Origin of the sequence: Serratia montpellierensis (genome assembly GCF_020858655.1) — a bacterium.
In the GTDB taxonomy this organism is placed as follows: Bacteria; Pseudomonadota; Gammaproteobacteria; order Enterobacterales; family Enterobacteriaceae; genus Serratia; species Serratia montpellierensis.
Genome location: NZ_VOSN01000013.1, coordinates 705,426 through 725,650, shown reverse-complemented (window position 1 = coordinate 725,650; position 20,225 = coordinate 705,426). Strand labels below are relative to the sequence as shown.

The 20,225-nt window shown below is 61.9% G+C and carries 16 protein-coding genes; 7 read left to right on the top strand and 9 right to left on the bottom strand.

Annotated elements, in window-relative coordinates:
• The first annotated feature begins 32 nt into the window (after nt 1-32).
• The 4 genes from FUU19_RS15255 to umuC all read left to right on the top strand — a co-directional run bounded on the left by FUU19_RS15255 (nt 33) and on the right by umuC (nt 3,983).
• Entirely contained in the window at nt 33-545 is a 513-nt protein-coding gene (locus FUU19_RS15255; protein ID WP_025303329.1) for a sigma-70 family RNA polymerase sigma factor, read from the top strand.
• A 17-nt stretch (nt 546-562) separates the two neighbouring features.
• Nucleotides 563-1,480, top strand: coding sequence for a FecR domain-containing protein (locus FUU19_RS15250; protein ID WP_127146030.1), 918 nt, complete (start codon nt 563-565; stop codon nt 1,478-1,480).
• Nucleotides 1,481-1,643: 163 nt separating this feature from the next.
• Nucleotides 1,644-2,462, top strand: coding sequence for an energy transducer TonB (locus FUU19_RS15245; protein WP_225528648.1), 819 nt, complete (start codon nt 1,644-1,646; stop codon nt 2,460-2,462).
• Nucleotides 2,463-2,666: 204 nt separating this feature from the next.
• Nucleotides 2,667-3,983: a translesion error-prone DNA polymerase V subunit UmuC gene (gene umuC / locus FUU19_RS15240; protein WP_230507157.1), complete on the top strand. Its 1,317-nt coding sequence runs from the start codon at nt 2,667-2,669 to the stop codon at nt 3,981-3,983.
• 27 nt (nt 3,984-4,010) lie between these two features.
• On the opposite strand, the gene aceE is transcribed toward umuC, so the two are convergent.
• Entirely contained in the window at nt 4,011-6,686 is a 2,676-nt protein-coding gene (gene aceE / locus FUU19_RS15235; RefSeq protein WP_230490816.1) for a pyruvate dehydrogenase (acetyl-transferring), homodimeric type, read from the bottom strand.
• Between the two features lie 154 nt (nt 6,687-6,840).
• On the opposite strand from aceE, the gene FUU19_RS15230 reads away from it, so the two are divergent.
• The gene (locus FUU19_RS15230; protein ID WP_141968084.1) at nt 6,841-7,278 is read left to right on the top strand and encodes a MarR family winged helix-turn-helix transcriptional regulator; all 438 of its coding nucleotides are present in this window, start codon (nt 6,841-6,843) and stop codon (nt 7,276-7,278) included.
• On the opposite strand, the gene FUU19_RS15225 is transcribed toward FUU19_RS15230, so the two are convergent.
• The 5 genes from FUU19_RS15225 to FUU19_RS15205 form a co-directional block, all read right to left on the bottom strand.
• Nucleotides 7,279-8,358, bottom strand: a complete 1,080-nt coding sequence (locus tag FUU19_RS15225) for a transketolase-like TK C-terminal-containing protein (protein WP_141968086.1) — start codon at nt 8,356-8,358, stop codon at nt 7,279-7,281.
• 142 nt (nt 8,359-8,500) lie between these two features.
• Nucleotides 8,501-8,917 carry an RbsD/FucU domain-containing protein gene (locus FUU19_RS15220; protein ID WP_063990307.1) on the bottom strand — a complete coding sequence of 139 codons (417 nt, stop codon included), beginning with the start codon at nt 8,915-8,917 and terminating at the stop codon, nt 8,501-8,503.
• Nucleotides 8,918-8,965: 48 nt separating this feature from the next.
• On the bottom strand, nt 8,966-9,730 hold the full coding sequence (locus FUU19_RS15215) for an SDR family NAD(P)-dependent oxidoreductase (protein WP_141968088.1): 765 nt from the start codon (nt 9,728-9,730) through the stop codon (nt 8,966-8,968).
• 21 nt (nt 9,731-9,751) lie between these two features.
• Nucleotides 9,752-10,987 (bottom strand): MFS transporter, encoded by a 1,236-nt coding sequence (locus tag FUU19_RS15210; RefSeq protein ID WP_230490938.1) that lies wholly within the window; start codon nt 10,985-10,987, stop codon nt 9,752-9,754.
• 269 nt (nt 10,988-11,256) lie between these two features.
• Nucleotides 11,257-12,291, bottom strand: a complete 1,035-nt coding sequence (locus FUU19_RS15205) for a LacI family DNA-binding transcriptional regulator (RefSeq protein ID WP_230490817.1) — start codon at nt 12,289-12,291, stop codon at nt 11,257-11,259.
• A 294-nt stretch (nt 12,292-12,585) separates the two neighbouring features.
• Here FUU19_RS15205 and kynA point away from each other — a divergent pair, with 294 nt between their 5' ends.
• Together kynA and sbmC are read left to right on the top strand one after the other, a co-directional pair.
• Nucleotides 12,586-13,428, top strand: coding sequence for a tryptophan 2,3-dioxygenase (gene kynA / locus FUU19_RS15200; RefSeq protein ID WP_197833631.1), 843 nt, complete (start codon nt 12,586-12,588; stop codon nt 13,426-13,428).
• Nucleotides 13,429-13,451: 23 nt separating this feature from the next.
• Nucleotides 13,452-13,919: a DNA gyrase inhibitor SbmC gene (gene sbmC, locus FUU19_RS15195; RefSeq protein WP_230490818.1), complete on the top strand. Its 468-nt coding sequence runs from the start codon at nt 13,452-13,454 to the stop codon at nt 13,917-13,919.
• A gap of 72 nt (nt 13,920-13,991) precedes the next feature.
• On the opposite strand, the gene FUU19_RS15190 is transcribed toward sbmC, so the two are convergent.
• The 3 genes from FUU19_RS15190 to tssH form a co-directional block, all read right to left on the bottom strand.
• Entirely contained in the window at nt 13,992-15,923 is a 1,932-nt protein-coding gene (locus FUU19_RS15190) for a type VI secretion system Vgr family protein (protein ID WP_230490819.1), read from the bottom strand.
• Between the two features lie 142 nt (nt 15,924-16,065).
• The gene (locus FUU19_RS15185; RefSeq protein ID WP_230490820.1) at nt 16,066-17,511 is read right to left on the bottom strand and encodes a serine/threonine protein kinase; all 1,446 of its coding nucleotides are present in this window, start codon (nt 17,509-17,511) and stop codon (nt 16,066-16,068) included.
• A gap of 49 nt (nt 17,512-17,560) precedes the next feature.
• Complete coding sequence (tssH, locus tag FUU19_RS15180; protein WP_230490821.1) at nt 17,561-20,215, bottom strand: type VI secretion system ATPase TssH; 2,655 nt, start codon at nt 20,213-20,215, stop codon at nt 17,561-17,563.
• Nucleotides 20,216-20,225: the final 10 nt, after the last annotated feature.

Sequence of the window (20,225 nt, the reverse complement as noted above, 5' to 3'; positions counted from 1 at the left end):
TTTTCAATCTCATTATCAATTGGTGTCACCGAATGGCGAGGAAAGAGGCCGCGGCAGCCAACGGGTTTGCTCAACAGCTTTACCTTGAGCATCACAGTTGGCTATGCCATTGGCTGCGACAGAAGGTTGGGTGTGCGCATCACGCCGAAGACCTGGCGCAGGATACTTTCATCAGTATTTTACTGAGCCCGCAGTTGCTCGCCATTCGGCAACCACGCCCCTTCCTGGCGACCGTAGCGCGCCGGCTGGTGGCGAATTATTACCGGCGTAAAACAATCGAAGAGAGCTATCTGCAGGCCTTGAGCGAGTTGCCGGCGATCGAGGCGCCCTCGCCGGAGGTTCGTCAACAAACCCTCGAAATGCTCGAACAGTTGGATCAGGCGTTGGACGGATTGCCGGCGCACGTCCGCGAGGCTTTCCTGTTGGCGCACCTGCAGGGCATGCGTTATTGCGACATCGCTGAACGTTTACGGGTGTCGACCAGCTCGGTGAAACAATATCTGCAGCGCGCTAATTTGCACTGTTTCTTTGCATTGGCGGCGTAACGGCAGGTGCGGAACCCATGATGGAATCGGATATCGATCGGCAGAGCGCGCGTGAGGCCGCCGCGTGGTTAACGCAGCTGATGTCGGAAGAGGCAAGCGACGCGGATAGGGAAAACTGGCGGCGTTGGTATCAGGCGAAACCGGAAAATGAACGCGCCTGGCGGCATATCGCCGCGTTTTCATCCCGTTTTTCTCTGCTTAACGGGGCGGCGGCGCAGCGTAGTCTGTCGCAGTTACCGAACCCGCAACGTCGTCGGTTGCTGAGAAGCCTGGCGGCCATCGGCGTGGTGGGGACGGTTGGTGTCGGTTCGGGCGCGCTGCCATGGCGCCCCTGGCTGGCGGATTACCGTACGGCGGTGGGGGAGCAGCAAACCGTCGCGTTGGCGGATGGCGCGCAGTTGATGCTGAACACGCAAACGGCGGTCAACGTCAGCCGTCAGCAGGCCACATTGCTGGAAGGCGAAATGATGGTGAATCTGCCGCCGGAAAGCGGTGCGTTGACGGTGAGATTGCCGCAGGGCGAGATCATGGTGCAGGCTGCTCGCTTCAGCATTCGCCTGTGGGAAACTTACAGTGATATCGCCGTTTATCTTGGTCGGGTCACGATCCTTTCACCGGCGCATCGGAACGCGGTGCTCAACGCCGGTCAGGGCGGCAGATTAAGCCGGCAAGGCATTGGCGAACCGTATCGCGTGACGCAAGAGCCCGGTTGGCGGCAAGGCATGCTGCTGGCCGACAACATGCGGCTGGACGACTTCCTGATGGAACTGGGGCGTTATCGTCAGGGCGTTATTCGCTGCCGGCCGGAGGTCGCCGGCCTGAGGCTCTCCGGTGCGTTCCCGCTGGCTGACCCCGAGCGCGTCATCGCGGCACTGCCCGGCGCGTTGCCGGTTAGGGTAAATATGCTGTCAAAATACTTCATCACCGTATCCTAAAGTTTTTTACTCTGCCATTAGGGTATTTCCTTTTCTATTGACCTGTTCTTTCTCGTTACCTGCCCGGTGCCGCGTGCCTAAACGACCTTTCTGACATACCCCGACTGCCGTTGACCGCTGCGTACGTTGGTCTGTTTTGCGCTTAACCTGAGTACCGTTTTCTATGTTCAATCACAACGTATTATCTGGCGATTTCTCTTTACCCCCTACAGGCGGGCGATGGCGCTGGGCTACCGCCAATGTGTTGGCGTTGGGTCTGCATGGTGCGTTGTTGCTTGGCCTTGGTTATCACCTGGTGCCACCGTTGCTGCCCGCGGCGCAACCGATGGTGTTGATGATGGTTGCCGAGCAGGCTGAATCGACACCCAACACGGAGCCGATGCCAACCGGTGTGCGCCAGGTACAGGCGGTGGCGCAACGGCAGGTAAATCGGGAACCGGAGGCGGCGATGCCTCCGCTGATTCATGCGCCGCGTGCAACGGAGCGGCAGAGCAAGGCCAAAGGGCAACGGAACGACCCCATCAAACCGAAGACGGAACCGCCGCGCCCAAGGCAAGAGGAACAGGAAAAAATGGCGTCTGCAAACTCAATAGCATCAAGTACCAGCGCGCCGCCGTCTCTGGACGGAAAGCGTGTTGCCGCGCCGCAAACCAGCGTGGCGTCGCAGCTTAGCCAGGATGCCTCGGTCTGGAGCGGCCTGCTGTTGGCGCATTTGAGCCGCTTCAAACGTTATCCCGCCCTGGCGGTACGCCAACAGCGCCAAGGTGTGGTTCAGGTTGCCGTGACGCTGGATCGGCAGGGAAACGTGCTGGGCGTGAAGCTATTGCGATCGAGTGGCGTTGCTTCGCTCGATCGGGAGGCGCTTCAGTTACCGCAGCGCGCTTCTCCACTTCCCGCACCCGGCAATGAGATCGCAGCGGGGCAGCGGGAATTCAGCGTGACTATTCCGATTCGTTTCGATCTGCGAGAAGTACGCCGTTAATGCAAAATTCGGCCCCGGGTAAACGGAGGCTGAGTTAAAAGCCAATGTGCATCAAACGGATAGCAGCGATAGGGTGGTTTCTACTTGATCGTCGCCAGAAAAACACAAATACTGTATGCATGAACAGTTATTTGGTGCCGCTATGAATAATAACCCACTGATGATAACGCCGGTCTGGCCTCTGGCGATGAAGGGGCAGTAGCCATGTTCGCCCTGGTAGACGTCAACAGCTTCTATGCTTCCTGCGAGACCATCTTTCGGCCCGATCTGCGCGGGCGGCCGGTGATCGTGCTGTCCAACAACGACGGCTGCGTGATCGCCCGTAGCGCCGAGGCGAAGGCATTGGGCGTACCGATGGGAGCGCCTTATTTCAAAATCAAAGAGGAGATGCGCCGCCGCAACGTTGCGGTGTTCTCCTCCAACTACGCGCTGTACGCCGACATGTCCCGCCGGGTGATGGACACGCTGGAAGAGATGGCGCCGGCGGTGGAGATTTATTCGCTGGACGAAGCCTTTCTGCGGCTGGACGGCGTGGCGCACTGCGAGGCGCTGGAGCCATTCGGCCAGCGGGTGCGCGATCGCATCCGGCGCGAGCTGCATTTGACTGTCGGGGTTGGCATTGCGCCGAGCAAAACGCTGGCCAAGCTGGCCAACTTCGCCGCCAAGAAATGGCGCGGTACCGGCGGCGTGGTGGATTTATCCGATCCGGCGCGCCAGCGCAAACTGCTGGCGTTGCTCCCGGTGGAAGAGGTGTGGGGCGTGGGCCGCCGCCTGACTCGCCAGCTGCAGGCGATGGGCATTCACACCGCGCTGCAGCTGGCGGACTGCGATACCCGGCTGGCGCGTAAAACCTTCAGCGTGGTGCTGGAGCGCACGATACGCGAGCTGCGCGGCGAATCGTGCCTGAAGTGGGAAGATGAGGCGGCCGCCAAAGAGCAGATCATCTGTTCCCGTTCGTTCGGCCAGCGGCTGACTCACTACCCACACATGCGCGAGGCCATCTGCAGCTACGCCGAGCGCGCCGCCGAAAAGCTGCGGCAGGAAAAGCGCTATTGCCGCAACGTGTCGGTGTTTATCAAAACCAGCCCGCATTCGGCGGGTGAAGGGGATTACAGCAATATGGGCACCGCCCGGCTGCAAACCCCGAGTAACGACAGCCGCGACATCATCGCCATGGCGGTGCGTGCGCTGGAAAGCATCTGGCAGGAGGGGCGACGTTACCTGAAGGGCGGCGTGGTGCTGGGGGATTTCAGCGCCGCCGCCATGGCGCAGATCGATCTGTTCGATGACTGCCCGCCGCGCCGCAACAGCGAACGGCTGATGGCGACCCTCGATCGCCTGAATCAGGAAGGGCGCGGGCGCGTGTGGTTCGCCGGGCAGGGGATCGTCAAGCCGTGGCAAATGAAGCGTGAAATGCTGTCGCCGGCCTACACCACCCGGCTGGCGGACATTCCGGTGGTGCGGCTGGGGGAGCGGGCGCCGTGCTCCGCCGAATCGAAGGAAGAAAAACGCCGCGGGTGACAACCGGCGGCGTGGGTAGGCTGAGTGTTACTTCACCGCCGCCGGATCCGGCTTATCGGGGGCGATGCCGTACAGCACCATGGCGCGGTTGACCTCGCTGCGGGCGATACGGCCTTCGTCTGCCAGCAGTTTCAACGCGGCGAGCGCGATGAAATGGCGGTTGACCTCGAAGAACTCACGCAGCGCCTCGCGGGTGTCCGATCGGCCAAAGCCGTCGGTGCCCAAGGCGATAAAGGTACGGTCGGGCAAGAACGGCTTGATCTGATCGCCGACGATCTTCATATAGTCCGTCACCACCACCACCGGGCCGGGATGCGCCGCCAGCAGGCTCTGGATATAAGGAACTTTCGGCGGATCTTCCGGATGCAACAGGTTCCAGCGTTCGGCCGCCATGCCGTTGCGGCGCAGCTCGCTCAGGCTGGTGGCGCTCCAGATATCGCTGGCGACGCCAAAGTCCGCCGCCAACAGCTCTGCCGCCGCCAGCGCCTCGCGCATGATGGCGCCGCTGGCGACCAGCTGAGCACGCGGGCTCTCTTGGTTTGCCGTTTCGCTCTGCTTGAGCAAATACGCCCCCTGGATAATCCCGTCTTCAACGTCCGCCGGGATCGGCGGCTGCGGGTAGCCTTCGTTGAGCAAGGTGATGTAGTAGTAAATATCCTCTTGTTCAACGAACATCCTGCGCATGCCGCTCTGGACGATCACCGCGAGTTCATAGGCATAGGTCGGATCGTAGGAGACGCAGCTGGGGATGACGGAAGACAGCACGTGGCTGTGGCCGTCGTCATGCTGCAAGCCTTCGCCCATCAGGGTGGTTCTGCCGGAGGTGGCACCGAGCAGGAAGCCCTTGGTGCGCGCGTCGGCCGCCGCCCAGGCGAGATCGCCCACCCGCTGCAGCCCGAACATGGAGTAGAAGATATAGAACGGGATCGTCGCGACATCGTGGTTGCTGTAGGCGGTGCCGGCGGCGATCCAGGTCGATATCGCGCCGGATTCGTTGATGCCTTCCTGCAAAATCTGGCCGTCTTTGGCCTCTTTGTAGTAGCTGAGCTGCCCGGCGTCTTGCGGGGTATACAGCTGGCCGAGCCAGGAGTGGATGCCAATCTGGCGGAACAGGCCTTCCATGCCGAACGTGCGCGACTCGTCCGGTACGATGGGCACGATCAGTTTGCCGATGTTGGCGTCTTTGAGCAGCGTGCCGAGGATATTAACGAAGGCCATGGTGGTCGACATGTTACGTTCGCCGCTGCCTTTCAGGAGGCCGTCGAAGCGCGATAGCTCCGGTATCGCCAGCGGGGCGGATTGGCCGAAACGGGCAGGGATGTGGCCGCCCAGCGCGGTGCGCGTCGCGGTGATGTACTTCGCCGCCGCGCTGTCGGGCTCGGGCTTCAGGTAAGGGATCTCTGCCAGTTGGGCGTCGGAGATCGTCAGCCCTAAACGGTCGCGGAAGGCTTTCACCGCATCCAGGCTCATTTTTTTCAGCTGGTGGTTGATGTTCTGCCCTTCACCGGCTTCCCCCATGCCAAACCCTTTGACGGTCTTGGCCAGCACCACCGTCGGCCTGCCCGTGGTATGCACCGCCTGATGGTAGGCGGCATATACCTTTTGCGGATCGTGGCCGCCGCGGTGCAGCGCCCAGATCTCATCGTCGCTCAGGTCGGCGACCAGCTCAAGCAATTCCGGGTACTTGCCGAAGAAATGCTCCCGCACATAGGCGCCGCTTTGCGACTTGAAGGTTTGGTAATCGCCGTCGACGCACTCCATCATGCGCTGCATCAGCAGCCCGGAGCGGTCTTTTTGCAGCAATTTGTCCCAGCCGCTGCCCCAGATCACCTTGATCACCTGCCAGCCGGCGGCTTTGAAGGTGCCTTCCAGCTCCTGAATGATCTTGCCGTTGCCGCGCACGGGGCCATCCAGCCGTTGCAGGTTGCAGTTCACGACGAAGATCAGGTTATCGAGTTTTTCTCGCCCGCCCAGCGCAATCGCCGCCAGCGATTCCGGCTGATCCATCTCGCCGTCGCCAAGAAACGCCCACACCTTTCTCCCCTGGTGCGGTTTCAGTTCGCGGTATTCCAGATAGCGCATGTAGCGCGCCTGGTAGGCGGCGGTCAGCGGCCCCAACCCCATCGAAACGGTGGGATATTGCCAGAAATCCGGCATCAGCCGCGGGTGCGGGTAGGAGGAGAGGCCGCGGCGCGCGGATTCGCGGCGAAAGTTGTCGAGCAGCTCCTCGTCGATGCGGCCTTCAAGATAGGCGCGGCCGTATATGCCGGGGGCGGAGTGGCCCTGGATATACACCATGTCGCCGGCGAAATCATCGGTGCGCCCACGGAAGAAGTGCGTGAATCCCACATCGTAAAGCACCGCGGCCGACTGATAGGTGGCGATATGCCCGCCGACGTTGGAATGTTTGCCGGCGCGCAGCACCATCGCCATGGCGTTCCAGCGAATAAATGCATTGATGCGCGCTTCAGCGGCCAGATCGCCGGGATACGTCGGTTGCTTATAGGCTGGGATCGTATTCACGTAGGGCGTGGTGACCAGGCTGAAGAAATCACCGTGTTTGCGTTGATCGGCTTCGGCCATTCTTTCCAACAAAAAATGCGCGCGTTCACGGCCGTCGATGTCAGTGACACCTTCAAATGCCTCAAGCCATTCAGCCGTCTCTTGTGGGTCAAGATCTGCTTTTACCGCGGGTTGGTTCATAAAAGCTCCAAATGTACTTACCTGATAAGGCGCTGAGCGATACAGGAATTTAGTTAATTGCAAGTGCAAGAGTTGCAAATGCAACAATGGCGAAAGCCACTCTATCCCTTTACAATTGCAATTGCAACTCACCGGCTTTGACGAGAAAAATGACATGACAGATAAACAACCCGACCTGTGGTTCTCCTTTGTGCGCGCGCATCGGGCGATTATCAGAAAGATAGAGACGAAGTTGTCGGAAGCGGGACTGCCGGTTTACGCCTGGTATGACGTGTTATGGGGATTGGAAAGCGGAGAAAACGGCACACGCCGCATGCATGAGCTGGCGGACGTGTTGGTGATTGAGCGTTACAACCTGACCCGCCTGATGGATCGTCTGGAAAAAGAGCGGCTGGTCACGCGTTTCCGATCGGATGACGATCGCCGGGCCTCCTTCGCGACTATCACCGAGGAAGGCAAGGCCCTGCGGAAAAAGATGTGGGAGATCTACCGCACGGTGGTCAAAACCCACTTTCTCAACCAGTTCAGCGATGAAGAGATCGCACGCTTCTCCGACGCGTTGAACAATGCGATGCAGCTGGCCAGAGAGTGATCAGGCATCGGGCGTGATGTGCAGAACGCGCAGCGCATCGGCGATCAGCGCCGAAGGGATTTTCTGCTCGTCGGCCAGCAGTTTGAGGGCGCAGAGCGCAATCCATTCCGCCTGCGGGTAGTGGATTTCGCCGCGCACCCGTGAATCTGAGCCCACCGCGGCAAAGCGTGCGGGAATGAATCGCCTGAGCTGGTTGGCAATCAGGTGCGAGTAGTCGGTGACGGCGACGACGGGGGCATTCCCGGCGCCCAGGCACGTTTTCAGATGGCATGCGCCGCCGCTGTCCTGGCGCTGCATGTCGGCGAGTTCGGCGTCCTGCGCCAACCGCGTGTAGCTGGGGCAGCTCCAGATTTCAGACGCAATCCCCCAGTTTTTCAACACCTCGGCCGCCTGCTGAACGCGGGCGAGCGCTCGGCCGGCGCCGCACAGACGAACCTGCAACGGTGAGTCTGTCGCCGCGGCGACGCGATACATTCCCCTGAACGCCTGCTCCCCGGCAAACGGTTCCGCTGAGGTGGGGGCCGCTGTGTCTGCGTTGGTCGCGAGATACACCATCTTCCTCGCGCCCTCCACATAGAGTGTGCGCAGGGCGTGATGGAGTATCGCGCCGGTTTCCCGGGCATTGGCCGGATCGAAAGGCAACCAGCCCGGCATGGCCGTGAGCTGAAGCGGGAACCAGGCCTGTACGCCTTTCGGCAAATCGGCACTGCCGGTATCCGCATCGCTGATGAAAATCCCCTTGCGATTGGTTTCCGGCTCAAGCCCGCGCAACATATCCACCGAGGGCGTGTTGACGACGTAAAACAGCGGTTTTTCATAACGCCCGGATTGATGACCAAACCAGAGCGGCCAGGCCGTGGCGTAATGGGAACTCGGCGGCTCGGCGCGCCTTCTGCCGTCAATTAACCAGATGTCGCCACTGGCGTTAAGTTCGCCCAGGGCTTGCGCCGTCCAGGCGGTGGAAGAGGGACACGCGGCGCCGATTTGCTGATAGGCGGTGGCCATCCTGCGGATACAGGCCTCGGCCAGCGTTAGGGTACCGGCTGCGGCGGCGGGCATTTTTATAGGTTGAGGCGACATGCACAGCTCTCTTTTTTGAATTGCAAGTGCAATGATTGTAATTGCAATTCAGTGCGTGTGCCAACGGCTTTATTTGGGTAAATCGCAGCGTAAGTGTGAGGCGGCGAAGTATGAGGGGGGGGATGCATCCCCCTCGCGCCTTTCACACCACCGGCGCCACCGTCAGCAGCAGGTTGGCGAAGCGGCGTTGTTCGCCGGAGGCGATCACTAGCAGCGTCCGATCCGATTTGACCGCGGCGTAAAACGCCTCACGCGGCAGGTGTTCGACCGGGCACTGCGCCGGCAGCAGCTGTCGGTATTCGGCTTCGATGGTATTGGTGAAGTCCGGCGGGCAGGCCATCAGCGTGGCGCTTTCCACGTTGATGCAGGCCAGCAGTTTTTCCAGGATCGGCGGGGCGGCGAGCGTGCCGGGCGCCAGGTTCAGATAGACCACGGTGGCGTCTTTCGGCGCGTGGGTCACGCAGGCGTAGTTGCCGTCGGCGATCAGCACCTGGGTTTTATGCCCGCATTGCGCCAGCGCGGCGAGCAGCGGCGGGTGGGTGATGGCGGATTTAATCATAAGGCGATACCTGAATAGGGGGCGGCAGCCGTGCCGCCCGCAGCTGAATTACATGCGGTAGATGCCGCCGTTGATGTCGAGGGTGGCGCCGGAGATGAAGCCGTCGTATTCCGCCGCCAGAAAGGTGATGGCGCGCGCCACGTCGTCCGGCGTGCCTGCGCGGCCCAGCGGGATGGCGCGAACGGTTTCCTCCGCCGATTCTTGGGTGGTGTGGCGATTGTGGAAGCGGGTGCCGAGGATCAGGCCGGGCGCCACCGCGTTCACCCGGATGCCGTATTCGCCCAGCTCCGCCGCCAGCGAGCGCGTCCAGGTGAGCACCGCACCCTTGGTGGCGGAATAGACCAGCGAGCCGGAGTGCCCGCCGGCGCGGCCAGCCTGCGAGGCCAGGTTGACGATGCTGGCGCCGTTTGCCGCCGCCTTCAGGAACGGCAGCGCGCTCTGCGTCACGTTCAGCATGGTGGTCATGTTTACGTCGATCACGGTTTGCCAGAAGGCGCGGTCGATCTCGCCCAGCCATTTGCGCCCGACGATGCCGCCGACGTTATTGACCAGAATATCGATGCCGCCGAGAAACTCGGCGCCGGCCGAGACGCAGCGCAGCGTTTCGTCGGTGTCGATGAGATCGGCGTAGCCGTAAGCGGCTTTTTGCCCCAGAGAATGGGCCAGTGCCACCAGCGCCTTGGGGCCGCTTTCGTCGCTGTGATAGTGAAAATAGATGTCGCAACCGGCCTTGATCAGCCGCTCCGCAGTGGCGCGGCCAATGCCCTGTTCCGCTCCGGTGATAAAGACCTTTTTGCCCGCAAGATCGCCCATGATTGACTCCTTATTGGTTCGTTAAGAATTAATGACGCCTTCACGCTGTTTGGCGCAGTAGAAAATGCAGATCAGCCCGGTGGCCAGCAGACACGAGGCCAGGAAAAACAGCCCCGGCGCGCTGCTGCCGGTCAGATCGTTCAGCAGGCCCACCGCATAGGGGGCGACAAAACCGCCGATATTGCCGATGCAGCTGACCACCGCCAGCCCGGCGGCCGCGGCCGCGCCGGTGGAAATGTTGGCGGGCATGGATAAAAACGGCGGCACGGCGGTGTAGATGCCGATGGCGGCGATGCACAGGAACGACAGCGCGACGAGCGGATCGAATTTAAAAAACGTCACCGCCCCCATCAGGCCGATAGCGGCGACCACCATGCTGAGGCCGGCGAACACGCCGAGCTTTTTGGTTTTGCTGGCCCACAGGCTCCACGGATACACCAGCAGCGCAGCCAGGCCGTAGGGAATGAGCGCCAGTAGGCTGACGCGGAAGATATCGCCGCCGGAGAGGGCGCTGATGATCGACGGCAGCCAGGTGCCGAAGCCATAAATGCCGCACACCATGCCGAAGTTGAGCAGCGCGTAGAGCAGGTATTTCTTGTTTTTAATCCCCTTCAGGAAGTCAGCCAGCGTGATTTTAGAGCCGGATTTGGAGCGGCCGGCGTTGCTCATTAGCCAAGCTTTTTCCTCCACGTTCAGATAGCCGACGTCTTTGGGGGAGTTCTTGATCAGGAACGGGATCAGCAGGCCGATGACGATCGGCGGCAGCCCTTCGAGGATAAACAGCAGCTGCCAGGGGGCGAACCCGAACCAGTCATGCTGAATATTGAGAATAAAGCCGGAAATCGGCGAGCCGACCGCGTTGGACAGTGGTTGGACGATGATAAACATGCCGAGAATTTTGGTGCGGTATTTCTCCGGAAAGAAAACCGTGAAGTAATACACCACCGAGGGAAAGAAACCGGCTTCGCACACGCCCAACATAAAACGGCAAATATACAGCTCCAGCGGCGTGCGCACAAAACCGAGCAGGGTCGCGAAGATGCCCCAGGAAATTAAGATTCTGGCGAACCAGATGCGTGGGCCGAATTTAATGGTGCCGGCGTTGCTGGGTATTTCAAACAGGAAATAGCCGATAAAGAAAATCCCGGAGGCGAAGCCGAAGGCCGAGGCGGTAAGGCCCAGGTTATCTTCCAGCGCTTTGGCGGCGTAGGCCATGTTATTGCGATCGAGAAAGGCCAGGAAATACAATAAAATCATGAGGGGGACGATATGCAGCGTCAACTTCCTGATAGCGCTGCGTTCAATATCCGTTGGCATTGTTTTTTTCATCATGGTTTTTCCCATGTGGTTAATCGGAATAATAGCGGCCCGGCCCAAAGTCATGAGCGGCGTGCTGAATAACGACGTTGCGTGCATAAAGCGTCGCGCCGTTTATTTATTGCGACGATTCTATTTTTTCTGCTTTTAGCTGCGACGATCCGGACGATGCCGACTGCGCATCGTCTGGGAAAGCCATTTTTACCGTATTAACCGGCGGCTTTGACCGAGCGCCGGCTGATGACCGACGGCGGGAAGAGAAACTCGCCGGGCGGTTGCGAATCATTGTTGATGCGGCCGATCAGGCGTTCGACCATCAGCTGCGCCATCTCCGCCAGCGGCGGGCCAATCGACGTCAACCCCGGTTCGGCCAGGCCGGCCAGCGCGATATTATCGATGCCGATCACCGAGATGTCTGCGGGCACCTGGACGCCGGCGGCGCGCAGGCCCACCATCAGCCCGATGCCGAGCGCATCATTAATCGCCACGATGCCGTCCGGGCGTGGCGCCAACGCGAGAACGCGCGGCGCCAGCGTCAGCCCCAATTCGAACATTTCCGTGTCGCCGTAGGCGCTGTTGGCTTTGCCTTCGATCACCCGTTGGCGTTCGCTCAGGCTGTGCCCCAGCGCGCTCAGAAAACCGTCGATCTTGTGGCTGCGCCCGACGGTCAGCGTCGCTTCGGTGGCGAACACGATGTGTCGGCAGCCGCGCTCGAGCAGGTGCTGCGCGGCCAGGCGCCCGGCGGCGATATTGTCCATCGACACGCTGTCGAACAGCCGGGTATCGGTGGCCATCGGCTCGGCGAACGGGCTGTCGTAGCTGACAATCTTCATGCCTCGCTCGGCGGCCCGAACAAAATGAGTCTGGCGAATATCGCTCGCCGCCACGATGATGCCGCGCACGCCGTGCAGGAACATATCGTCGATAAACGCGGCCTCTTCCTGTTCCTGGCGGTAGGCGTTGCCGAGCAAGACGCGGTAACGGTGAGCCCGCGCCGCGCCGTCGACGGCATGCGCCAGCGCCGAAAAGCTCGGGTTAACGATCGACGGCAGCAGCAGGCCGATGATCTTCGCCTGCGGCGCGGGCGCCGCCGCTCGGGCCGGCCGGTACCCCAGGGTTTCCATCGCCCGTTCGATGCGCTCACGGGTCTGCGCGCTCATCTGGTGGCTGCGATTGTTCAGCAGGTTCGACACGCTGCTGATGGACACGCCGGCCAACCTCGCCACATCACGAATATTTGCCATTTGCCGATACCTTGCTGCCTGCCGTTAGCCTGCAATCTATAAGGGAAGCCGGCCGCAGGCAAGCCGCAACCGGGGCGCCGCGCGCATGGGATTGCGCATTTGTGAGAGTCGTCAGGCGGCAGCCGTGTTGTTTACTAAACAACAAGGGGGAGGGGCAATGTGTTAACGCAGATGAGTGAGATCTGCGAAGCACATCTCGTTTATCGCCCTTCGGGGCGGCGGGTTCTGTACTATTGTTTTCTCTTTGCGGCACGTTCCAGGCCGATGGGGCGCTGGGCGCAACGGAGAGAACAGATGAACAAACGGGAATTAGAAAGCGCGATTGTCACCGATTTTTCCAAACGCATGAGCTATGGCGACTACCTGTGCCTGGACTCGCTGCTGGACTGCCAGCACCCGCTCTCCAACCCGCCGCATCATGACGAAATGCTGTTCGTGATACAGCACCAAACCTCCGAACTGTGGATGAAGCTGATGCTGCACGAGCTGCAGGCAGCGCTGCGGCTGGTGCAGCAGGACAAACTCAGCCACTGTTTCAAAATCCTCGCGCGCGTCAAACAGATCCAGCGGCTGCTGTTCGAACAGTGGGCGGTGCTGGAAACGCTGACGCCGTCGGAATACGTCGAGTTTCGCGACGTGCTGGGCAGCTCGTCGGGCTTCCAGTCGCACCAATACCGGTCGATCGAGTTCCTGCTCGGCAACAAGAATGCGGCGATGCTGGCGGTGTTCAGCAGCGATGCGGAAAAGCACGCTGCGCTGAAGGCGATCCTCGAAGCGCCGAGCCTGTACGACGAATACTTGCTGTACCTGGCACGCCACGGCCTGCCGATCCCGCAGGAGTGCCTCGAGCGCGACTGGACGCAGCCCTACCAGCGTAACCCGGATCTGCTGCCGGCGTTTAAAGTGATCTACGATAACCCGCAGACCTACTGGGAAGCCTATGAAATGGCGGAGAAGCTGGTGGATATCGAAGAGAGTTTCCATCTGTGGCGTTTCCGCCATATGAAAACGGTGGAGCGGATCATCGGCTTTAAGTCGGGCACCGGCGGTTCCAGCGGCGTCAGCTTCCTGAAAAAGGCGTTGGATCTGACCTTTTTCCCCGAGCTGCTGGACGTGCGCACCGAAATCGGCGCCTGAGATAATGAGAGAGGATAAGGGCGATGAGCGTGAGGATTATCGATAAGGCGGCGGAGAAGGTGGTGGGGGTCAGAGTCGTGGGACCGTATCCGCAGACCATCCCGCAGGGCTTGCAGCAACTGCTGGCATGGCGGCAGCGCTACGGCGTGCCGTTCGGCAAATGGCTGGTGCTGTATTGGGACGATCCGGCGGAAGTGGCGCCGGAAAAGCTGCGCGCCGACGTAGTGATAAGCGTGGCGGACGATTTCGCGCTGCCGGCGGGCAGCGAGGGCGTTACCGTGCAGACGCTGCCCGCCGGGCAGTATGCGGTCTACCGCGTACGCATCAGCGATGGCGACTTCGAGCGGGTGTGGGGCGAGTTCTATCAGAAGCTGCTGCCGGCCAGCGGCTACCAGCCGGTTGAGGGGGTGAGCTACGAACACTATCTCAACGACTGCGAAGCCGACGGCTATTTCGACCTCGATATTTACCAGACGGTGAAGAAGTGGTGAGGAAGGCGTGAGCTACGCAAAACGCCCTTAGGTGCGTTTTGCGTGCCGTTCGGAACGATTCTATTCTTAGGTCTATTTCCCTCCCGGGAACAGCTGATCGACGGCGCTCTGGATCGCCGCCTGATGGCCGCCGCCCGGTGCCGCGGTGCGTGCGGCGCCGCCAGGCTGGTTGAGATCCAGCTGGCCGCCAGTATTGATCTCTCCGTCCTCTTTCACCGTGATATTGAAGCTGGTGCCGGTGATGTTGATTTGGCCGTTCGCCAGCAGCTCGATCACGCTTTCGCCGCACTCCAGCCGCAGCGATTCGCCGGAGCCGAGGGTAAAGGCGTTAACCACGGCGTCGCTGCGCGTTTTGCCGGTCAGCGCGGAGGCGTCGCCTTTTACGCCGGTGGCCTGATTGAGCACCACCCGTTTGATCTGGTTGCCGCCCACCAGGTGGGTGTGGTCGTTATCGATGGTGTGGCTCTCATCGTTTTTGACCTGGGTGTCCATGTTGCGCTCCGCCTGGATCCACACCTGTTCGGCGCCGGCCTTGTCTTCGAAGCGCAGGGTGTTGGCGTTGTCGGCGGTGCCGTCCTTGGTGCGGCTCATAAAGCCCATCTGGGTGGCGGCGGCCGGCAGCGCCCACGGCGGCATGCTGGCTTCGTTATAAACGCGCCCGGTGACGATCGGCCGATCCGGATCGCCGTTGATAAAGTCCACCACCACTTCGTCGTTGACGCGCGGGATCTGCACGCCGCCGTAGCCCTGACCGGCCCAGGCGCTGGAGACGCGCACCCAGCAGGAGCTGCCGTCGTCCTTCGGCCCGAAGCGGTCCCAGTGGAACTTCACCTTGATGCGGCCGTATTTGTCGGTCCAAATCGATTCGCCGGCCGGGCCGACCACCCGGGCGGTCTGCGGCCCGTGGGTTTTCGGCCAGGTGGCCTGCTGCGGCGGGTGCCAGGGCACGTCCGCCGGCAGCACGATGAAGTCGATACGGTGTTCGCTGCTCTGATCGTCGCCGCTGGCATAGCGGTTCTCTTTCAGATGGTAGTTGGCCTGCAGCGTCAGGTACTCGCGGTTGTCGTCGGCGTGCGGGGCGTTATACAGCGCAAAGGTGCTGCCGGGAGCGATGCCCAGCGCAGTGGCGGTACCGCGGATCTGCTGATGCTCGGCCTGCCAGGCCTCCTGGCGCACGCGGGCGTAGAACTCCCCCTGCTGATGCTCGGTGTAGCGGCCCGGCCAGTCGTAGACGTCGATCTGCCCCGGCGTCGGCGAGACCGGGTTTTGCCGCGCCTGGAACAGCCAGGCGTTCGGCTTGCGGAAATCGTAGTCGTCCAGGCTGTAGATGCCCGGCGTGACGCGATCGGACAACGTCCACTGGCTGATGCCTTCCTCGCTGGTGCTGCCGCCGGACGGCGTCAGGTGGTAGGGGATCATCTCGTAGCCGGGATAGGGCTGGTGATGGTGGGGGGCGTCCCCGAGCACCAGCGTGTGTTTGCCCATCTCGTGTTTGAAATAGTAATAGATGCCCTCCAGCTCCATCAGGCGGCTGATGAAGTTGAAGCTGCTTTCGTTGTACTGCACGCAGTAGCCCCACAGGCGATAGTCGCCGGTCAGCTGATCTTCCAGCTGCACGTTGTGCTCCGCCAGCAGGGTCTTGACGATCTGCGGCACCGTCTGTTCCTGAAAGATGCGGAAATTGCGGTCTTTGATCATCGGCCACAGATCCGGCTGCACGTGCAGGTTATACACCGCGTAACGGGTGCCGCCGATTTCTTCGCTGCTGACGGCGATGGCGGTGATCTTGCCGTTCAGGTAGCGCGGGGCGCTGAGGAAGCCCTGGGTTGGGATCTCCAGCGTCAGCGGTTGACCGAGCAGCGCTTTGCGATCGAGCCGCGCGTCGGTGCTCAGCAATTCAATAGAGAAGTCAAAAGGGGTGGAAAGCGCTTCGATGCCGTCCAGTGAGCGGAACAGCAGCTGCTCCTGGCCCAGCGGCGTGTGCGCAATAATGCGGTCCAACATGAGAACGTCCTCTGTGATTGACGTCATGCCCTGCATACTCCGGCGTTGCAGCGGCCTTGCCGCGCGGCCAATGAGGATGGGCAGCGGTGCGTCAGTCTCATGAAATAGGGAAACCCCGCCGAGGCGGAGTTTCAGAACGGGATTAACCGGCGGTGGCCGGATTGACCAGCCAGGTGCCGGCGGTGTCGATGCTGAGTTGCTGCCGGCGGAGCCGATCGTTGTGGCGGATCTCCAGCTGATAACGGCCTGGCGCCAGATTCAGGCTGGCGAAGCCGTTTTCGCCCGGCGTTACCTGCTGCGGCTTGCCGTCGAGGCTGACCTGCTCGCCTGGCTGCAGTTTGAAGTACACCAACGCCACTGGCTGCGCGGTCGGCGGCGCTTTTTCAGGTTCCGCGGCTGCAGGCTGCGCGGTTTGCGGCGCGCTCGGCTGCTCCGTCAGGGTTTTCTGCGCCGGTGACGCCTCGGTATTTTGGGCCACGGCCTGGGTATCGTCCTTGCCGCCGCTCAGCCAGGCGACGGCGCCGATCACCAGCAGCGCCGCGACGCCGGCGCCGACCATCATCGGCCGCGAGAATTGGGTGCTGCGCGCGGTAACGGCACCGGCGGCCGCGGCGGCGGCTGCCGGGTTGGCGGCCACCAGCAGGCTCTCCGGCGCGGCGGCCGGGGTGCTGATGATTTCGTTTTCATCGGCGATCGGCAGATGCAACAGCTCGGCCATTTCATCGATGGTCTGCGGGCGGTCTTCCGGCTTCAGCGCCAGCGCGCGGTCGACGGTGCGCAGCAGCTCCGGCGAGTAACCGGCGGGGCGGCGCTCGGCCAGCGGCTGATAGCTGTCTTCGATGCTGCGCACCACGCTGACCGGCGGCGGCGAACCGACGATCAACGTGTGCAGCACGGCGCCCAGCGCGTAGATATCGGTCCACGGCCCCTGTTCGCCGTCGCTGTTTTCGGTGTACTGCTCGATCGGCGCGAAGCCCGGTTTGAGCATGATCTCCGTTTCGTCCGACAGGTTGCCGATCTCTTTACGCGCCGACCCGAAGTCCAGCAGCACCGGCAGCTGGCTCTCCTGGATTTGGATGTTATCCAGCGAAATGTCGCGGTGCAGATAGCCTTCCTGATGGATGGTGTTGATGGCGCTGAACAGCGGCGGCAGCAACCGGCGGATCCACGCCTCGTCGATCTTCTCCGGCTGCTGCGCCTGCAGGTTCTTCAGCGTGGTGCCGCTGTAAAACTGGGTGCCCATGTAGGCGGTGCCGTTCTCTTCCCAGAAGCGCAGTACGTGCAACAGGCCGGGGTGTGAGAAACGCGCCAGCAGGCGCGCCTCCTGAATAAAGCTGTTCAGCCCGGCCTGGAAGGTTTTGCCGAAGCGCTCGCCGCGCAGCCCGATGCTGAGATCGTCGTTGCGTTTCGCCAGCGAGGTTGGCATGTACTCCTTGATGGCGATGGTGCGTTCCAGTTGGTGATCGTAGGCGCGGTAGACGATGCCGAAGCCGCCTTCGCCGATCGCTTCCTGGATCTCGAATTCATTGAATCGATAGCCGCTCGGCAGGCTGTTCGAATTCGGTTTGGTTATCCCGGTTCCCGACATAGTGATGACTCTCTGTGTTCAAAGGGCCGCCGTCTCGGCGGCCGCGGCGTTATGCCTGAAATTGACAAATGAATTCGTGGTTCTGCAGCGCGATATGCAGCTGGCGATAGCGCTGGTCGTTGGCGCTGCCGGTCAGCAGGGTGTGGCTGATCTGCGGCAGCAGGGTGTTGGTCAGGATGGCGTCGACCATGCGGCCACCGGACTCCACCTCGGTGCAGCGGCTGACGATCTGCTCGATGACCGCGTCGTCGAAGGTGCAGACGATGTCGTGATTCTCCGCCAGGCGACGCTGGATGCGCCCCAGCTGCAGGCGCACGATGTTGCCCAGCGTGGCGTCGGTCAGCGGGTAATACGGCACCACCAGCAGGCGGCCGAGCAAGGCGGCCGGGAACACCGACAGCAGCGGCTGGCGCAGCGCGCCGCTCAGCGCCTCCGGTTCCGGCAGCAGCTCCGGATCGCTGCACAGCCCGGCGATCAGATCGGTGCCGACGTTGGAGGTCAGGATGATGATGGTGTTGCGGAAATCGATATGGCGGCCTTCGCCGTCCTCCATCCAGCCCTTGTCGAACACCTGGAAGAAGATTTCATGCACGTCCGGGTGCGCCTTCTCGATTTCGTCCAGCAGCACCACGCTGTATGGGCGGCGGCGCACCGCCTCGGTCAGCACGCCGCCTTCGCCGTAGCCGACATAGCCGGGGGGCGCGCCTTTGAGCGTCGAAACGGTGTGCGACTCCTGGAACTCGCTCATGTTGATGGTGATGACGTTCTGCTCGCCGCCGTACAGGGTTTCCGCCAGCGCCAGCGCGGTTTCGGTCTTGCCGACGCCGGATGGCCCGGCCAGCAGGAACACCCCAACCGGCTTGTTCGGATCGTCCAGCCGCGCCCGTGAGGTGCGCACCCGGCGGGCGATCAGATCCAGCGCATGGCGTTGGCCGATCACGCGCTGGTTCAGGGTGTCGGAGAGTTGCAGCACCGCCTCAATCTCGTTTTTCACCATGCGGCCCAGCGGGATGCCGGTCCAGTCGGCCACTACCGCCGCCACGATGTTGGCGTCGACGGCGGCGAAGATCAGCGGCGCTTCGCCCTGCAGCGCGCTCAGCTGCTGCTGCAGTTCGCCCAGTTGGGCGCGCAGCGCGTCGGCGTCAGGGGGCGCCTCCGTTTCTTCGCCGGTAGGCTCCGCTTCCTGCTGGTGCAACTGGGCGCGCAGTGTGATGATCTCTTGGATCAGCGCCAGCTCCTGCTGCCAGCGGTCGGTCAGCTGTTCCAGCTCCTGGCGCAGCGCGGCCAGCTGAGTTTCAATCTCCTGCGGGCGCTGGGGATCGCCGATGCCGACCTTGGCCTCGCGGCGGGCGATATCCAACTCTATCTGCAGCGCATCGATGCGATGGCGGCAGTCTTCGACCTGGGCAGGCTCGGCATGTTGGCTGACCGCCACGCGCGCGCAGGCGGTATCCAACAGCGCCACCGCTTTGTCCGGCAGCTGGCGGGCCGGAATATAGCGATGCGACAGCCGCACTGCAGCGTCCACCGCTTCATCCAGCAGCAGCACGCGGTGGTGTTGTTCCAGCGGGCTGACGGTGCTGCGCAGCATCAGCAGCGCTTTGTCTTCGCTCGGCTCCTGTACCTGGACCACCTGGAAACGTCGGGTGAGCGCCGGGTCTTTCTCGATGTATTTCTTGTATTCCGACCAGGTGGTGGCGCCGATAGTGCGCAGCTGGCCGCGCGCCAGCGCCGGTTTCAGCAGGTTGGCGGCGTCGCCGGTGCCTTGGGCGCCGCCGGCGCCGATCAGGGTGTGAATTTCGTCGATAAACAGAATGATCGGCGTCGGGCTGGACTGCACTTCGTCGATCACCGCCTGCAGCCGTTTTTCAAACTCGCCTTTGACGCCAGCGCCGGCCTGCAGCATGCCAATGTCCAGCAGGCACAGTTTCACGTCGCGCAGCTGCGGCGGCACGTCACCGGCCACGATGCGCAATGCCAGGCCTTCCACCACCGCGGTTTTTCCGACGCCGGCCTCGCCGGTCAGCAGCGGGTTATTCTGGCGGCGGCGCATCAGGATATCGATGATTTGCCTGATTTCCTCATCGCGGCCGGCCACCGGGTCGATCTCGCCGTTGCGCGCTTTGGCGGTCAGATCCTGGGCATACTGCGCCAGCACGCTTTCACCGCTGCGCGGTGCGCCGGATACGTTATCGGCGGCGCTTTCCGCCGGCGCATCCAGGGTATTTTCCGCCGAGTGGGCAGTGATGGCGGCGAACTGCTCCATCAACAGATCGGCGTTGATGCGCTCGAACTGCGGGGAAATGGCCTTCAGCAGATGGCGCAGGCTGTAGGTTTTCAGGATACCGAGCAGCAGGTGGCCGCCGCGGATGCGCGCCGCGCCGAATTTCAATGAGCCATAGACCCAGGCGCGTTCTACCGCGCTGTCGATGTGCTCGGACAGATCGGAGATGGCGCTGGCGCCGCGCGGCAGGCGATCGAGCGCCTCGACGATGTCGCGCGCCAGCTGCGCCTCGTCCAGCGCGAAGTGGCGGACGATCTGCTGCAGATCGCCGTCCGGCGATTGCATCAGCTGATGCAGCCAGTGCGCCAGCTCGACGTAGGGGTTACCGCGCAGCTTGCAAAACGCCGTCGCACTTTCCAGAGAGGTGAATAACAGGCTATCCAGTTTGCCAAATAATACCGAGCGGCTGATTTCAGACATGGTTTTCCTC

Bases quoted from the DNA above. Each gene is read 5' to 3' on its own strand.
- FUU19_RS15255 (WP_025303329.1), top strand. From the start codon at position 33: ATGGCGAGGAAAGAGGCCGCGGCAGCCAACGGGTTTGCTCAACAGCTT.
- FUU19_RS15250 (WP_127146030.1), top strand. From the start codon at position 563: ATGATGGAATCGGATATCGATCGGCAGAGCGCGCGTGAGGCCGCCGCG.
- FUU19_RS15245 (WP_225528648.1), top strand. From the start codon at position 1,644: ATGTTCAATCACAACGTATTATCTGGCGATTTCTCTTTACCCCCTACA.
- umuC (WP_230507157.1), top strand. From the start codon at position 2,667: ATGTTCGCCCTGGTAGACGTCAACAGCTTCTATGCTTCCTGCGAGACC.
- aceE (WP_230490816.1), bottom strand. From the start codon at position 6,686: ATGAACCAACCCGCGGTAAAAGCAGATCTTGACCCACAAGAGACGGCT.
- FUU19_RS15230 (WP_141968084.1), top strand. From the start codon at position 6,841: ATGACAGATAAACAACCCGACCTGTGGTTCTCCTTTGTGCGCGCGCAT.
- FUU19_RS15225 (WP_141968086.1), bottom strand. From the start codon at position 8,358: ATGTCGCCTCAACCTATAAAAATGCCCGCCGCCGCAGCCGGTACCCTA.
- FUU19_RS15220 (WP_063990307.1), bottom strand. From the start codon at position 8,917: ATGATTAAATCCGCCATCACCCACCCGCCGCTGCTCGCCGCGCTGGCG.
- FUU19_RS15215 (WP_141968088.1), bottom strand. From the start codon at position 9,730: ATGGGCGATCTTGCGGGCAAAAAGGTCTTTATCACCGGAGCGGAACAG.
- FUU19_RS15210 (WP_230490938.1), bottom strand. From the start codon at position 10,987: ATGATTTTATTGTATTTCCTGGCCTTTCTCGATCGCAATAACATGGCC.
- FUU19_RS15205 (WP_230490817.1), bottom strand. From the start codon at position 12,291: ATGGCAAATATTCGTGATGTGGCGAGGTTGGCCGGCGTGTCCATCAGC.
- kynA (WP_197833631.1), top strand. From the start codon at position 12,586: ATGAACAAACGGGAATTAGAAAGCGCGATTGTCACCGATTTTTCCAAA.
- sbmC (WP_230490818.1), top strand. From the start codon at position 13,452: ATGAGCGTGAGGATTATCGATAAGGCGGCGGAGAAGGTGGTGGGGGTC.
- FUU19_RS15190 (WP_230490819.1), bottom strand. From the start codon at position 15,923: ATGTTGGACCGCATTATTGCGCACACGCCGCTGGGCCAGGAGCAGCTG.
- FUU19_RS15185 (WP_230490820.1), bottom strand. From the start codon at position 17,511: ATGTCGGGAACCGGGATAACCAAACCGAATTCGAACAGCCTGCCGAGC.
- tssH (WP_230490821.1), bottom strand. From the start codon at position 20,215: ATGTCTGAAATCAGCCGCTCGGTATTATTTGGCAAACTGGATAGCCTG.